This is a genomic window from Pseudomonas sp. Irchel s3a18 (assembly GCF_900187535.1).
GTDB lineage: Bacteria > Pseudomonadota > Gammaproteobacteria > Pseudomonadales > Pseudomonadaceae > Aquipseudomonas.
In genome coordinates this window covers 34,826-51,179 of the sequence record NZ_FYDV01000017.1, presented here as the reverse complement: position 1 = coordinate 51,179, position 16,354 = coordinate 34,826, and the positions used below count along the sequence as shown (strand labels likewise).

At 57.3% G+C, this 16,354-nt stretch carries 4 protein-coding genes; all 4 read right to left on the bottom strand.

Features of this window, described 5'->3' with window-relative positions; translation table 11 throughout:
* Window positions 1-81: 81 nt before the first annotated feature.
* The 4 genes from CKW29_RS20475 to CKW29_RS20460 are packed head-to-tail and all read right to left on the bottom strand — an operon-like array spanning window position 82 to window position 15,964.
* Window positions 82-2,874: an RHS repeat-associated core domain-containing protein gene (locus tag CKW29_RS20475; protein ID WP_256584925.1), complete on the bottom strand. Its 2,793-nt coding sequence runs from the start codon at window positions 2,872-2,874 to the stop codon at window positions 82-84.
* On the bottom strand, window positions 2,871-7,487 hold the full coding sequence (locus CKW29_RS20470; RefSeq protein WP_095148997.1) for a SpvB/TcaC N-terminal domain-containing protein: 4,617 nt from the start codon (window positions 7,485-7,487) through the stop codon (window positions 2,871-2,873). Before CKW29_RS20470 ends, CKW29_RS20475 begins: the two co-directional genes overlap by 4 nt.
* A complete protein-coding gene (locus CKW29_RS20465) occupies window positions 7,484-12,373 on the bottom strand; it encodes a neuraminidase-like domain-containing protein (protein ID WP_095148996.1) in 4,890 nt (1,629 codons plus the stop codon). The genes CKW29_RS20470 and CKW29_RS20465 overlap by 4 nt, the downstream gene beginning before the upstream one ends.
* Before the next feature lie 9 nt (window positions 12,374-12,382).
* On the bottom strand, window positions 12,383-15,964 hold the full coding sequence (locus CKW29_RS20460) for a Tc toxin subunit A (protein ID WP_256584924.1): 3,582 nt from the start codon (window positions 15,962-15,964) through the stop codon (window positions 12,383-12,385).
* Window positions 15,965-16,354: the final 390 nt, after the last annotated feature.

The following is a 16,354-nucleotide window of genomic DNA, read 5'->3' as shown; positions in this document are numbered from 1 at the left end:
GCCGACTGCGTCCCCTATCCGCAGTGGGTTGAATGGGAGCTATCTTTTTTGGGGAGATTCCTGAAAATAGCGTTCGGCCCTCTACGAACTCATCGTGTGACGAAGGACCGTACTATTGTAATCTTCATAGTTGTAAGAGCTTCTTCCTGTGTGGACAGTTACCGACTCCGGTATGATTCCACTGCAGTTAAAACACCCGACAAACTTCGAAGGCGCACTCGAACCAAAAATAACATCTGTAAATAAATGAAGATCGGAAAGCACTATTTCAGCATCACCCGGATGCAACGCAACAACTGTATTAAGCAACCGCACTTCAGCGTGAGCTCCAGGCCCACCCGCTAGCACAGGAATAATATTTTTACTATTTTCAATATGCGTCTCAATCCACTTCTCCACGACCGGCTGAAGTGTATGGCTTTCAGCGACCGTCCTGGAAAGTGTCGGGTACGCCGCCAACTCCTCGGGTCTAAAGTCACTGATATGGAGCGGATTAATTATTGCGTCCGTATAGTCTTTCTTCAGCCTTTCCAAATAGCTTGAAACATTATCTATCTTGTATGTTCCATGATCCATATAGAACTCACCATTCCCCGCCACGCTTGTATATTCCTTGTCAACCCCAGGGTACGCTGTAGGACCTTGCTTGGGGGCTTCGATATTAAAAAAACCCATAAATCTGGCATCTACCACCGGGGCTATCGCATATGAATGAGCCACAAGTGATTTAAGTGAGCCAGGCACATACTTATAATCTGGATTCAGTTCAAGATCTCGTTGCTTTGCCTTAATTTGTTTCGACGGTGGCCCGCTGTAAACTTTCCCCTGCGTCTTGGCAAAGTCATAAATTTTCAATGATCGCGCCCTGCCTACCTCTTCCCATTCATTAACCGAATCCGGCACAACACCATTAAGCCCAAGTTCATCCAAAAACTTGACAGGATTGTTGTTTACCATTTGATAAAAATTCAATCCATCGATGTCACCCGCGGGATCCGGATTCAACCATCGTTGCAGCTGTGTCACGTAATACCTGAACCCATAGTAATACAGCCCCGTCGCATCCCTCTCCTTGCCCGAGTAACGCAACGTGCGATAACTCTCCTCGCTTGAGTCTCCCTGGTCACTGAACGCCGTGCTGCCATAGGGATGATAAATTTCCCGACTGATGATCCTGGCCTCGCTGTCCAACTCCAGTGCACAAGAACCCAGGTGATCAGCCAGGCTGTAGCGATAGGGGTCATTACCAAGATGCTTGGGCACCCGCGTTTCCCAGTGCAACACTTGCACCGTCGCACCGCCGGCCTGGGCCGTGATGACATGCAGAACCTCACCCTCGATATTGCGCACTTCAAGTCCCGGCAAGTAGCGGGTTTCACTGATGACTGTGCGTGCACTGGTTTGCGTCGAGCGCACCTTGCGTTGGCGCATGCCGTCAGCGCCGTAGATGTAACGCTCGGTATCGTTGAGTTCCGATGCCCGCTCTACTGGACTCACATGATGGAGTTGATTGCGCGTATCCCAACTCAGTATTCGACCCGGCTCCAAGGCCTGCAAGTTACCGTTGTCGTCAAATCCCGCGGCTATTTCCGCTTCGGTCGGCGGGAGACCATTGCGCTCAGGCAGACAGCGGTTGCTGTGTTTCGCGGCGGTAAGCCGTCGCCCATGTTGCTGCGGCCCGTGGTGGATCAGTTCCAGCAAGTTGCCACCGGCATCGTAACGATAGATTTGGCGGTAGTTGGCCACGGCCTGGGGGTCTTCGATGGATGAGGGGCCCTTGTTGGCACTCCCCGCTTCCCAACCCGTCGCCTCGATCAGTTGGTAAAGACTGTCATAGCCGTAGCGGTTGATCGGCTCGATTCGCTGATTCGCAAAGTACCGAACCGGCAGGGCCTTGTCCTCAATGCTCAGGATATTACCCACTGGGTCATAACCGTAGTTCAAATCCTGCAAGGGCTCACCGTTGGCCCGCTTGGCATGCAGACGAACCAATCGACCATCCTTCGTGCAGTAATCCCACTGGCTGATCACACCGTTGCCAGCGGCTTGCCGCTCGATCTGACCTTGTGCGTTGTAGTCCATGCCACTGACCAGCCGCTGGGCTTGCGGCGCATGGTTGAGGTGCAGCCAGGCGTCGCGCAGTTGGCCGTCAACGGTCTGGTTGAAACGCTGACGATTGCCTTGGGCATCGGTCTGCTCCAGCAACTCACCCAGCGGATTGAAGTGAAAAGCGCTGTGAGCGCCCGCACCTGGCTCAAGCAAGGCATCGCGCTCATTGACGGGCAAAGGCCAGTCGGGCGAGTCCAGCGCTTGCAGGAAGTGCTGTTGCTGATCAAGCAAAGCACCCGTTAAACCGAACTCACTGAAATGACACGTCCCGGCCGGATCATCGTGACGGATCAATTGGCCGCACTGGTTGTGGTCGGCAAAGGCCTGACTGCCCACGCCGTAAACCATACGCTCTGTGCAAGAGGCCTCGCCAACGGCCGCTTGCTCAAACACCGCCAAAGGCCGCAGTTGATCGTCATACTCCCAGCTGCGCCGCGAGCCCCGGCCGTCCCAACTTTGCATCGGCGCACCGGTCTCGCCCAACAGATTGACCCGCCAACCGGCATCGACGCTGCGGGTACACAGTTCAACACCGGACAACCCGTGGAGGGTGCTCAGATTGGCCGGGGCCGAAGCATCCTGAAACAGCCGTGGATCCCACTGGGCAATCGCCCGACCCGCAGGGTCGAAGACAGTGCGGTTGACCCACGCCTGGGCGATGAGTTCGCCGGCATCCTGCCGCCAGTACGCAATCTGGCGCACCGGCAAACCACGGCTGTCGATGACCGCCAGCTGTGGGGTATGTGAATGAATGTCCGTATTCAATGGAGTGTCCTCATAGTTCGCCGTTGCGCGGGTGGCGGCTCAAACAAATCGTTCTCATCGAAGGCGATGTTGTACCAGGTGCGGTATTGCTGTTCCCGGCGTAACGGTTTTAGTTGCGGCGGGTCGCCTTGCAACATTTCTTTCGCCAGCACCGTCTCGGTCGGGCGGCCTGCCGCGTCATAAAACTGCTGGTCGTGAAAAGCGTGCTGGCGCATCGACCGATCATTGATGTAGCGCGGCTGATCGGCAAAGTACGGCCGGTAAATCCGTACTGTCTCACCCTTGTTGTTGTACTCGACCGGCTCACTGACTCGCCAGCGTCGCAGGACGTCGGCCTCTTGCGGCGTGCCGTCGGGCTTGAGGATCAATTCACCATTTTCATCGACCCGCCAGGACTTGCCCGGTTCGACTTCCTGCTTGGTTTGCAGCGCCCGGCCGAAACCGTCCAGACACGCGATGCTCACCCGGACTTGCATCTGTGCATCGCCGGGGTAGCGGTCGGCCAACAGGCCGACGGAGTACACCGGCTCACGGTGCGCAGCGTCAATCTGCGCTTTGAGGATCTGCTCGTTCGCGTCGGGGTTTTCCAAACCTTCAAGGTGTTGCCGGGCCCGGTGACAGAGATGCCCGCTGGGCAGTACAAAACCTTCGGCTCTGGCCCAGCTCCGCCACTCAGGTGACGGCGGTGACGTCCGGGAAACCCGGCCCATCCAGCAGAAGGTGTCCCAAAAACCGGCGCTGGCGAAATGGCCGATGGCTTTTTTCGGATCGGCAATGGCGATAGCAGGATCGCGATCTGAAGGGGGTACGTAGGTCTCCAGAGGATCGAAACCCACGGGCACTCCCAGTTCGGTACCGTGAAAACTGGTGACCAGCGGCTCACCGAACGCACTGTAACGGGCTTCCTGAATATTCCTATTGGCATCCTCGATGGCCGCCGGCAGGAAGGAGCGGTAATCGATGCCAAGGCTGCGGGTGGTACAACCGTCCGGCAATGTGACGGCTCTGATGACGCACCAGTAGTCGTCGTAGGTGACCTGGGTAACGCCGTGGCTTTGAGTCTCCCGGTACATCTGGACGTTATAAAAGCCGTCCAGTTTATGGTAAGTGGGGAAGCCCTTGCGCACGGACCACAAATAGTTTTTCGCGTCCTCCGGGTCAGTGATCGGTTCCTTTTTCCCCTCGGGCAAGAACAGTTCCATGATGTGGTAACCGACTTCGGGCGATTCGAGTTTTTCTTTCAGGTTGAAGGGCATATTGCCTTGCTCGTCCTTGAGCTTGTCGTAAGCGCTCAGGGCGACCTCATCCAATTCCGCCGTTTCCACATAGGCGGATAACCCTTCGAAGGTCGCGTTGCCCGGTGCCAAGGTTTGACCGCTGACGGGGTCCGCGTAGTGTTGCAAAGACAAGCCGGTCAGCACCGATTGTTTCGCCCAGTCACCATCGTCCTGGCTTTGTTCAAGGAAGTGCTCATGGTTGATCGTGTCGGGACACAACGCCGTCTTTTCCAGTACCAGTGCATTGCTGCGCTGTTGATATGGCAGGCCGAGACGCCAGGCGCTGGGATCCGGCAGGTGGATGTGCCGCGCCTTGGTCTGCGTCAGGTACCAACACTGTTGAGCCGAGTCATGGGCGTCCTTCCACCAGGTCTTGTGATACTCGTCACTGAAGGGCGGTGTATCGTCGACGGTTTTGCGGCGGGCGTAGTACACAGTGACCCCATGGACGACGCTGCCATATTCATCCCACTCAAGGTTGAGGCTGTGCTGACATAACGGATCGTCCGGGATCTGCGGTTCATAGTGGTAACTGATTGACTCCAGGTCCATGGGCTGAAGTACCGCGTAAGGCTGATGCTTGCCTTTGGGGCGCAGCACCCTTACCAGATAGCGGTTCTCTTGTACGACATAGGGAACGGCGGTGGTCGGATCGTCGTCCGCCGCGTAGACCTCCGAGCGCACGACCCTGCCGCTCAGGCTGCGAGCAATTTCGCGTGCGGTGTCTTCGTCTGGAGTAGTGAAGGATTGTGCTGCACGATCATTGAAATGGTAGCTCTGCAGCAGTGCAGACTTCAGGTCAACGGCCAACGGATCGCGGTTGTAATAACCCTCCCTCGACACGTCGATGGCCTCGCCTGTATGGAACCAGGTCTTGCTCAGGATCGGCGCGGTGAAACCGGCGCTTGCGCGTTCGGCAAGCGTGGCTTCGGTGTCGGTCTGCATCAGCAGGCGAAAGCCTCGAAATTCTCGTTCGAAGCGGTCGTAATAACCACCACGGTAAGTAAAACCCTGGGCCAGTCGGTTGCCCGTGATTTCATCGAGCTGGGTTTGCTGGCTCACCAGGTGCATGGCAAACGGCAGATGGGAGACCGGGTTTTCGACCCCGGCAAGGTGCTGCTCCTGCTTCTCGTCCAGCCACTCCTGCGCCGAGCTGCGGTAGCTCACGCCGCTGCTGGCGCCCATGTTGTTGCAGGTTCCGTTGACCAGATAGGGCTTGGCCTTGACGAAATCATAGCGCCAGTGTCGTGGCTCCATGTGCGGCACCGTCACAATCAGGCTGGAGCAGCCCAACCCTTGCAAGTCAGCGGTGCTGACCTGGCAGAGTGAGTCGTAGCGCACACCGTCGGGCCAAGGCTGTATTTCAACAGGTGCCGGTTTATAGCCGTTACCGGCATGGTTCATGAAAACCCGAAAGTGATCGGGCTCCAGATAGATCAGATCGGCCGCGCCCGAGCCGTCGAGATCAGCCAGCAGCACCTGTGAAGCATTGAATTCGGCATAAGTAAACGGCAAGGCACACAGCACGAAGCCTTTGCCAAAACGCCCATGGCCCAAGTTCGGCCAACATTTGACTTCGTTGTGACGGATGCGCACGAGATGCTGCTGGCCGCTGCCGAGCACATCGGCGAAGGCCACCAGTTCGGTCGGCGTGTTGCTCAGCAGCGGCAGGTCATCGTCATCCTCCTCGACGGTTTTATCCCGGCGAGGCACATCGATGCCGTCGGCAAACCCTGCCTCGCGACGGTTGGCGTACAGGCGTACGCTGCGGGTGCCGATCAGCGCCATGTCGCTCAGGCCGTCACCCACCAGGTCGGCCATGCGCGCCATGGGGTGGAAGAACTCTCTGGGGAAAGCATCGAAGGTCACGAAACTGGACCAGTTGCGGTCCGGATCGAGGGTGAAAAAACCGCTCATCCCCGGTCGGGCGACCACCCAGTCCAGCTTGCCATCGCCGGTCAGATCGGTGAGCGACTGGTGGATCGGCTTGCTACTGTCGGCCACCGGAATGTGCTCCAGCCGTTTCCAGTTGCTGTAATCGACTCCGTCGCCACCCTCCGCGCTACGCAACGGCTCCCGGTAGTACCAGGCCTTGTCATAGCGACACAGCACCCCTGGCAGGCCTTCGCCGTACAGGTCAACCAGTTGATAACGCTGCCCGTCGTTGAGCCCGGGCATGTCCGGGAGCGGCGTGAACCCCTGATGCCGCGGGTCGAGATCGAAAGCGTTGTAGCTGAACTCCATCGGCGGTCGGCTTTCGACCTGGCCCAGGCTGTCATAGGCCTGGACGTGCGCGGCCGTCAGGTGGTTGTAGCCCAACGGACTAGGTCGGTGCTCCAGCAACAGACGCTGGACCAGCACCGGTGCGGCCCCCAACTCTTTGGGGAAGTGATGAAACATCAGCACTTGCCGACACAGGCGCCGAGTGCCCAGTTCGAACCCGTAGCTGTAGTTCCAGAACGGGTCGCTGCGCTCAGGCCATGTTTGCGTTCCATCAAAGGTGGGCGCGGTCTCAAGCTGCGTACTGCGCTCGCCATAATCGAACACCAGATGAAAGTGCCATTGTTCCTGTTTCCAGCTGTCGGCGTCCCAGGCGTACAGGTGCGGATGGGCCTTTTCATTGCCGTAACACACGCGCTTGAGGTAGCGCTGCGCGCGGAAGTCGCGAAACTGCGGCGGCGCGGGGGCGTCCACTTCCGGCTTGTACTCGTAGACAATGTGCTCGCCTCGGGTGTTGAGGCTTTCGTCGATCATCCAGACGCCGACATGCTCCAGGCGAGTCGGGTCGGCCCGGCGCGAATCTTCGGTTTTGCCGTAGAGGTGCAGGCTGCCATCGGCCCCGTGAATCAGCCAAAACCCCGCGGTGTCGGTTGTGGTGGACCAATGCTCGATCAGCGCAAACTCGCCCTCGACCCGCGGCCAGTGGCGCACCACCTTGTGCTCGCTTCCCAGTGGCCTGCCGTTGTAGGTGGTTTCGGTTCGGGAAATCAGCGAGCCATCTTTAGTGCGCTCGGGCATCCACACGTCACCGCCAGGTCCCACCACCTGGTCGCTGCCGTCATAGGTTGGCACCCCCTTGGTGGTGCGCAGGGTGATGGCATTGGCCGTCATCCGCCAGCCGATTCCGAACGGGCTGTTGCCCACATCGCTGCTGTAGCCCAGCCCCAGTGCCGGGGCAAAGCCGCGGCCGGGGGAAATCGGCAAGGGCAACTCCAGCGATGCCGCACCGTTGGTGCCCACCGCGCCCCACCCCTTGCCGATGCTTTGGATGGCGCCGCCGCCTTTGGGCAGGGAGGGGGGATTGACTTGCATCAAAGGTTGCTGTTGTTCATTCATAGCGAACCGCCCTCACGTCTGGCTGTATAACTCACATGCACGATGATGTCGGTGAGGGAGTTGAGCATGGCCTCCTGGGCTTCAGGATTGGGGAAGGTCAGGCTCCAGCGTGATATGGCACCGGTGTATTCGAACGGCAGGTAACGTTCATCCTGGAAGTTGAGCTGAAACTGGCCGTTGTCATCGACGCCGTGAGAGAGCGCAATCTGCTGGCTCGCTCTCAGGTTTTCTTTGACTGCTTGGCCGGCGGTGGACGACATTTCAACCTTGCTGTAGCTCTGACTCAGGACCGCGCAGATATCTTGATAGGGACCGACGGTGACAGGCAGCGTCACGCTGATGGTTTTGATTCGTCGCAGGTAGTGATTCTGACCCTTGTAATCGTCGTCGAACATTTGTTGCGTCAGCTCAAATTGGCAGCTGCCATTGTTCTTCAGATCGTCTTGAATACCCGCCCAGTCTTTGTTGGTTTTTGAACCTGGATCCTTGGCCAACAGCGACTTGAGCGACACGGTTTTGCGAATTTCCAGATCGCGCTTATTGTTTTTCAAATACTCACGGTGCATCTGCAACAGGCTCATTTTCAGTTCTTCCCCGGCACCAAGGCCGCGGTAGCTGCTGTTCCACGCCCCGGGACGGATAAAGGTCTGAGTGAAATCGCCCATTTCGTACTGCCAGCAGGCTTCGGCCGCCTGGCATAGCGATTGAGCGGTGTTGTAGGCGCTGTAGTAGAAACTGGCGAACTTGCTGTTGAGCCAGTCATAGGTCTGGGATTTGCTGAAGCGGTTGCTGCTCAGCAGGAAGTCATGGGTGGCCTTGGCCTGCTCCAAGGCGGTTTGCGCCTGGCGCAATTGCAGTTGGGTGGCTTTGTGTTGCTCATCGAAGACGGCAAGTTGTGCCTTGATTTGCTCGGCTTCAAGTTTTGCCTGGTCTCGGGCATGGGTCCATTCCTGAGCGCGGCGGCGTAGACTTTCGACACGATCCATGACCTGAGCATCGGTGTAAAACGCTGTCGACGTCGCATGAAGCCCGGCCATGACGGAATAGGCGGGGCCTTCAAGGCGTTGCCCCCCCACTGAAAAGCCTACGATGTTCGGTGCGGTTTTTACGTTTTCGGCGACCATTTGCACCAGGGAGGCCCCGGTTTGGGCCAAGCCCCCCAGATAGACAGCGGCCCCCGCTGCGACTTCCCAGCCGCTCACACCATCGTTCACCAACATCTCATAGTGATCGACCCGTCCGGCAATGACGGCTTGGCTGGCCAGCAGGGCATCCCTATTTTTGTTGTCGATCTCCATCGCCTGTCTTTGTATGTCCACAGCCACCTTCGCAAGATTCCAGGCCTGCTGCTGTTGCAACTCCAGGTACTGCGCCTGCTCTTTGCGTTCGATCAACGACAACAGGGTCGAGCCGAACTGGATCACGCTGTCCACCGCATTCTGCGCAAGGGCGAACATGAAGTTGAAGCGATAATGGGGAATCTGCGGGCTCAGCAAGCGGCTGAGGGCGGCACCGGACAAGCCTTGGCCCCAGGCCGCGAGCAGCGCGCGAGGGTCCAGCGGTGCGGCGAACAAGGGCAGGTTCAAGGCGTTGCCCGCTATGTCGAGATGATGCCGCAGGTTGTACAGGCGGCTTTCGGCCCGTTCCCAGCGCTGAATCAGTTCGGGGTTGAAGGGACGGCGCAAATGGGGGTTATCGACGCCCGGCAAGGACGGATCCTCGGCGTAGGGCCGAATACACAATAGCGGTGCGTCCTCCGAGGCCGGGGCCTTGCCAATGCACAGCGGAGGCTGTTGCCGACGGTCCTGTTGCGCCGCGATCAACTGCTGCTCGAACGCGCGCAGATCCTTATTTTTCGCGGTGCTCAGCTCGCCCAGGCTGATCGGCGTCCAGTCGTCGACTTGCCGGACATCCGGGCGCCTGCCCAGCAGATCCAGAATATGCACGTAACGCAGCTTGGCCTCTGCCAGCCCATCCGGCGTCAATTCCCGATAGGCCTGGTCAGCCTGGTTGCCCTCGATATCGATATAGAGCCCATACAAGGCCTTGCGAAAGTGCACCGGGAAACTGAGAGCAATCTGGTGCGGGTCGTCCGGATGCAACATGGCCTGACTGGGGTCTGCCGGGCCGGGCCAGACGGGCTCTTCCAGCGGCACGGCCTGCCAGTAGCCGGGATGTCCCGGGGCGCTGCTTTGGCGTGAGGGGTCGAAGACATACGACAACCAGTGCTTGGCTTCGTCGTACTGCTGCTCTTCGTTCAAGCGGTGAGCCACCAGCCAGGGCAGGTACAGGAACAGTTCGAGAAAATACAGGGAGTAGGCGCCCGAGAAATCCATGGGCTGCGCGCCGAGGCCGTTGGGAATGGGCGGTTCTTTCATCTGCTGGGAGTCCCAGCTCAGCAGCGATTCCATGCCGGATTCGGCACGATTGATCAATTGCCTGGCAAAAACGGTATTCATGCGGATCGGTGCCCGTAATGCCATTGCAGTGGAGCATCCCTCGCTCAGTTCGATGCTTGAACCCGTAAAGTCAATGAACTGGGCTTTGCCCAGTGACGGGCTATCCCCCAGGGTTGAATCGACCAAATTGTCGATGCTGGGGGCAATTTTCGGTGTCGCTCCAAGTGCCTCGCCCCAGCCGACGGTCAGCGCCTTCAGGGCGCCGCCCTTGAGCGTCCAACCTGTAAAAATGCGCCTCTCATAGACCAACACGCCATAAACAAGCGGGATATTGACGTCTTTTGGGTCAACGGGCCACGTCACCGGCCAACCATCGGGCTGGTGAGTGGTCTGGTCGATCGAGAATGAAGTTAAAAGCATTGAATCCTTGGGCAAACTGGTAACGATGCCTGTTTGAGCCAACAGGCGCATGCCTTCGAGTTTTGCAGGCTGCATATCGTCCTGAACGTCCGATGGATGCAGGACAACTAACTGGTAGCCATAATTACCGCCGATAGTGCGATCAAGGTGGGGACTAATTGGCAACTCACTTGTGTCATTAGCAGCAAACCGCCAGAACGTTGTAAAAATCACGGGAGAATGAGCCGTACCACCCGCGAGAATCCCATAGAGAATTTTTCTATTTGAAAGCTTCCCCTCCAGGCTCGCGGACCCTCCTCGTTTGGTTCTAGGTACTGAAAACTCAGTGGGTCTGTTATGGTCTGCAATCAAACTTCTGAGGATGTCCGGATAGCCTTTAAAGCAATACGCACCATTGTCCACATCCATGTAGTCGGTGCCGACAGGCTCTATCGTTGAGCCGTCAAGCAGATCGACCCAGTCATGGTGTTTATTCGTCTCACGGAATACCAGGGTTACCTTGAAAAGTTTCGTTGTATGTTCGCGATCATAGATGGACAATTCCATGATATGGACGTCCGGAAAACCTTCATCCAGCCTGACGGTCAGTTCGATATTCGAGCGTGTCCGGTTGTAAACGAGATCGACATCTTTTGTGCTCGTCTGAATCCGCGACTGCCAATTTCGGAAGTCCCAAGTGTCTTTCTCTTCGTTCGGCGTGTGGTGAGTAACGCTACCGAATACAGGCGTGGCGGTAGGAAGCCAGTATTGAAGCCGGCCAGCGTTCTTGTTGGCATTGGCGAAAATGTGGCCAATCAGTTGCACATGTCCCTTGCTCTTGTCTTCATCTTCTGGAGCGAGAGCCATCGTGCCCGCTGTATGAGGGGGTACAACACCTTCCGCCGGGAACAGCGACGTCACGTTGAAGTTCTTGTCGATTCGCACGGTTCTGAGAAAGTCGTATCCGTCTCTATTGCCAGTCTCATCCGGTTCATCTGATGTGTCGGCTTGGTAGTTGGAATACAACATCAACACCATCGATTCGGGTGACGTCGAGTGGTCGTAGACCGCGATGGTCTGGGTTTGCTCTTTAACGACCTCGGGCGTCTTCTTGATCAGTGCGTCAGTCTGGCAATAACTGTCGATGTAGACCCGTGGTGTGCTCCAACTGTCATCGTATTTCTTGTAGCTGGCGTATAAACGGAACCGCGGATGCACCTTGATGGTTGTGTCCGCTTTCCCATCGTCTGGGGATACGATCGCGTCCGAATCCTGGAACTCTACCTCGGCCCAGATCACGAACAAGCGGTTGTTGAACCAGCACGGACGAATCGTATGCTCCAGGGCCTTTTCCGAAATCGGCACGTTGGCTTTTTTCCAGTCCGACCAGGCATTGGGCAGGGGCTTGTCGAACTTGGCCGGGATATCGCCGGGCCCTTGCGCAGGTGTCATCACCGGGCGTTGAGACATATCCAGCGAGCGCCAGTAATAGGCGTTTTCGGCAGGAGATTTACCGATGAAGTAATACGTGCTGTTGGCGAAGTCTTCGCCGTCGATGTAGCCGTTACAGACCTTCAGATTGGCGATTTCCTCGAAGCGTGCGAGGTAAGCCAACACCGCGGCCTGCACCGTATCCGGCTGGATCTGCGCCTGGTTGATGTCGTTTTCCAGCTGCTCGAAGCTGTCGGTCTTGGTCAGGCGCAGGGTCGGGTCCAGATAGATGTCCGGAAAGTAGTGCAACTGCTGGATCGCCGCCCAGATCGGGTAACGGTTCAGGCCGTCGCGCCAGGCTTTGGCCTGCGCGGGCGTGAGACTGTCGTCGTGGTAACCGGGCTCCATATTCAGCATCATGCTGTTGACCAGCTGCTGCAGGCTGGCAATGGCGCAGGCCACCGGGCTGGTGGGCACATTCTGGCTGACCAGCACGTCCAGCAACCAGAACTCATAGAGGTCGTCGGCGGTCTTGATCCGGTGGGTCAACTCCTGCTCAATCAGGTAGGCATCGTTGGGCACGGCTTCGTGCAAATACAGGGCGAGCATCGCATCGCGCAAAGACTCGTTGAGTGGAGCGTCGAAGGCAGTTGTCATGATCAGTCCTTAACCATTCACAGGTAATAAGTCAGCGCGAGGATGGGTGGCCATGGCCGAGTCACCGACCGTTTTCCAGGCATCCAGCGTGCTTTGGTCATTCAGTTCGGTGGCTTGCAACAGCGCCTTGGCAGAAAGTCCGCTGGCCCGGCAGGTCGCTTGGCAACGACGTATCCAGTCCACTTGCGCCATCGAACGGGCGCGCTTTTCGGGCAAGGTGTCGGTCAAGACCGCGATTTCTTCTTCAGGCCATTCCAGGAGCAGGGCCAAAGCGCTATTGGCCGTCTCATTGGCGATCTGGCGCAGGGCCTTGTTTTTCAATTTCGACGTGATCGGGTTGGCGAGGCTGAAATAGCTCAACAGGGTGTCTTCCGATTGGCGCTGGTCGTGGAGCCAATGGCTGAAGCGCTCTAACAAGTAGAGCTCGGCAAGCGTGGGTTCGCTACTGCTTCCAGGGTATTGATCCCCCCCCAGCCACTGAGGGTTGATCAGGAACAGGCGCAATGCGCTGTTGCTCAAACGCAGGTTGATGACTATTTCGGCATGCTGCGATACACGCTGGAAATGCTCGATCAGCCCGTGGCTGACCTCCTCCTCGAGCGTCTCCAGCAGAAGACTGTAGAACGAGGCACCCGCCCAGTGAATGACCGCGGCGGTAAGCTCGGGCGAGAGTTTGGCGGTTTCCTGAAACAGCACTTCGAACACTTGCGCTTGCGTGTCGTGGGCGCCGAGCAGCAACTCGACGAGCTTTTCTTCACACACGTCTTTCACCGGCGATGTGAGCTTGATCGGTTCGAGCAGTTTTTTTACCTCCTCCCTGATCCAGACAGGTGCCTCATCGACCCGTGTCAGCTCATCGTCGAGCCCCAGTAGCAGTCCGTTGCCGTCGATCAGTGCGCCTCTGAGGATCGCGAACCAAACAAGCTTGGTCGGGGTGCCTGGCATATCCGTTTCAGCCGGCAGGCCAAGGGCCGCCACCTGCTCCTCGGTCACCACACTACGTTTAGTGTCGTCATGCAATTTGCTCAGGCGCGTCAACAGGACATCAGACAGCGGTGGGTATTCATACGCAGCGATCGACGGCGCCCTATCAATGCCTGCGGCAGCTTTCAAGGGCACATTGGGCCCTAACCGCTGCTGCAATTGCGTGACGGTCTGCTGGCTGTCCTTGAGCCAGTCGACTGCCCAGTCCAGTTGCATCAGCACATCGAGGATGTCCGGAGTTCCAGCAGCTGTTCGGGGGCTTAACTGACCGCTGGCCAGCGCACGTTTGTAGCCCAGGCCACCGAGCAAGCCCGCCAGTGTCAGCAGGTCGGCGACCGAAAGACCGAAGAGTTGCGCGATCCGGGCCTGGCGGTAGATCGACGAGACAGTAGGCAGGTCACGCTTGAGTGCTTTCACGTGTGTTACGGTCTGTCTGGCAATCAACAGCAAGGACTCTTCAGTCGGTTGCAGACCGAGTCCGGCACACAGTTGCAGCAGGGTTTTCTGCGTGGCGGGATCAGTGGCCGTCAAGTTGATCGGCGTTTGATCGAGAATCAGGGGCGTGTCGAACAGTTGTATTCGGTTGAACACCTGATCGAACAACGGCATCTCATCCTTGCCACTGGCATAGGGCGTGAGGTCGTGCATCAGCGCCGCGAACTCTTGCGCATCGATACCATGGCGCTGGTTCAGGTGGTGATAGACCCCCAACGCGCGCAAGGTGTTTTCATTGAGTTCCATGCCCAGGTTGGCTTCGCCCTCGGCGCGGATCGCACAGATGATCAGGGTGTCCAGTTTCGCAAAGGGAATGCCGGTCCAGCGCTGCAGGCGGACCATGCGTTGCAGCCGATCAAAGCGATCGAGCGAGGTTTTGGTCAGGTGCCAGTATTTTGTATCGCCCAGTTCGACCTGCTCCAGCCCCATGGAATTATCGAATTGATCACGGATGATCGACTCGGGAGTCGGTACTACCTGACTGTCGTACAGGTCCGACCCCGTACCGGTGCCGTTGACGTAACAGGCGCCGTAGTGGGACGCGTGGGGAAACGGCAACACCTTGCCGGTAACGCCCGGGACTGTCACACCGGCATGTTGCAGGTTTTTACTGGGACAGTTGGGCGACAATCGCACCGCGTACGTGCGTTGGCAGAGGAGCATTTCGACCTGTTCGGCGTGCAGGCCGGTGTGCTGCATGAAGTCGTTCAGGTCCGCCATGTGCCATAGCGGCGAGCCGTCTGATATTTCGACGCCGTAAGACCGTTTGAAGAAGGCCTTGTCCGTTGGCGTCAGGGTGTACTGCTCATCCAGGGTGAGGGTGAAGGTTTGTTTGGCCAGTCTCAACGTTACGCCATCGACTCTGGTGGCGGTGATCAGATTGAATGTGGCGGTATACCCTTCTTCGGCGGGCTCGGGGAGCGCCGCATTGGCTTGGATGGACGAGGTAGTGGTAGACATTGATGGATTGTGCAACCCATTAAGCCGCCATTTGCTGGTGTTGATAGGTGTAGCGGAGTTCAGTCTCAGAGTCACGGTTTCGGTCTTGGTTTGCCCCACCTTACGAAAGGTCACGGGCGCAAGGTTTGCCGTTGCACTTGTTGAGCCAGGAATATCTGCTGGGGGGTTAACAGTACCAATGTCTGCTTGCTGTAACGGCAGTAAAAAACAGGTTCCCAATGGCACGTGAGGGCAGAGATAAGTACTGCCGGCGCTCTTCCAGCCCTTGATCAAATCATCTCGGGTTATATAAAAATTGCTGAAGGCTGGCGGCTCGATCAGCAATGCCTGTTGCTGTGGACTCAACCCCGACAACAACCGTTGTGCTTGCAGCACCGGCTTTTGCACTTCGCCATAGTGGTTCGTCGCAGCCTGTTCGACCGGCAACAACAGACTGGCCCGGTAATTCAACTCCCCCAGCCTCGGCTTGTCCTCAGATAACCCCAACTGGCATTGATGGTGATAGAAGTTGTAGGGCAACTCGAACGGGTAGCGACGATCAGCCAGTACCTGATTAATGGCCTTCGGCTTGTCCGCCGGAACCCCATCCAGATAAGTGCGCACATTACGGCTCAGCACATCGTTGACGATTTCCAGCATCGGCCTGGGGGTGAAGGTGCTGTCGTGGTTGATCAGCAGATCCTTCAGGTCAGGGCGGCGTTTATCCAACAAGATGCGATTGGGATCAGAGCCCGTGGCTTCCAGTTGCTGGATAAACACCCGCAGCGCGCTGAGGTAGGCCACCGGTGAGTCGATGGCGGCAATCGCCCCGACCTTGCAGAACTCGTCCCAGTTTTCCTTGAACAGATTAGGAAAAGTCGGCCCCAACGACACAAGGGAGCGAACGCCGTTACGCTGGGCCAATGGCTGGAATGTGCCGGATGAGGTTTTGTACTCGCGGTACAAACGCGCAATCTGCGCCGCGTACGCCATGGCATTGTCGTAGGCCAGGTCAGCGTTGGCATCGCTGTGCGTGCCGAGCTGCCGGGCAAAAGCGGGTTTGGGCAAGCGAATGATGTCAAAGACCGAGGTGAACCTCATTTTCTGCATGGCCGTATCGAAATCGACCCGACCTTTTTTCGGTGAAACGTCGCTCGGTACGAGCGCATTCATGAGTGAGTTGCTTTCGACTTCCATATCAATGGAGCTCCTGCCAAATAAAAGGGGGCCTCTTGCTGGAGTGCCCGTGCAGGATAAAGCTAGCGATAAAGCGGGGAGATGTAACCTATCAAAAGTGACAGGTTAAAAGACTTTCATTAACACTAATTATTTCTATTTCTTTGCTTTTTTCAGGAGGGTCCGCAATGTCTCTGCGGATGCACTTGCGCCTTAAGCACCATGGTGTAACTACCGCCAGCGGTTACGATAAACAAGACGCTCAAGCGGAAATTTTCTGACGCAAGCAAGCGGCGCAAGGCATTTTAGTCAGCACACCTGTCGGAAAAATCGACGATTAACCGCACGCACTAACTATCATATCTGATAGGTTTCCAACCGTTGAAA

What these genes read in the sequence shown, in the direction of transcription:
- CKW29_RS20470 (WP_095148997.1), bottom strand. Translation starts at nt 7,487, where the DNA reads ATGAATGAACAACAGCAACCTTTGATGCAAGTCAATCCCCCCTCCCTG.
- CKW29_RS20465 (WP_095148996.1), bottom strand. Translation starts at nt 12,373, where the DNA reads ATGACAACTGCCTTCGACGCTCCACTCAACGAGTCTTTGCGCGATGCG.
- CKW29_RS20460 (WP_256584924.1), bottom strand. Translation starts at nt 15,964, where the DNA reads ATGAATGCGCTCGTACCGAGCGACGTTTCACCGAAAAAAGGTCGGGTC.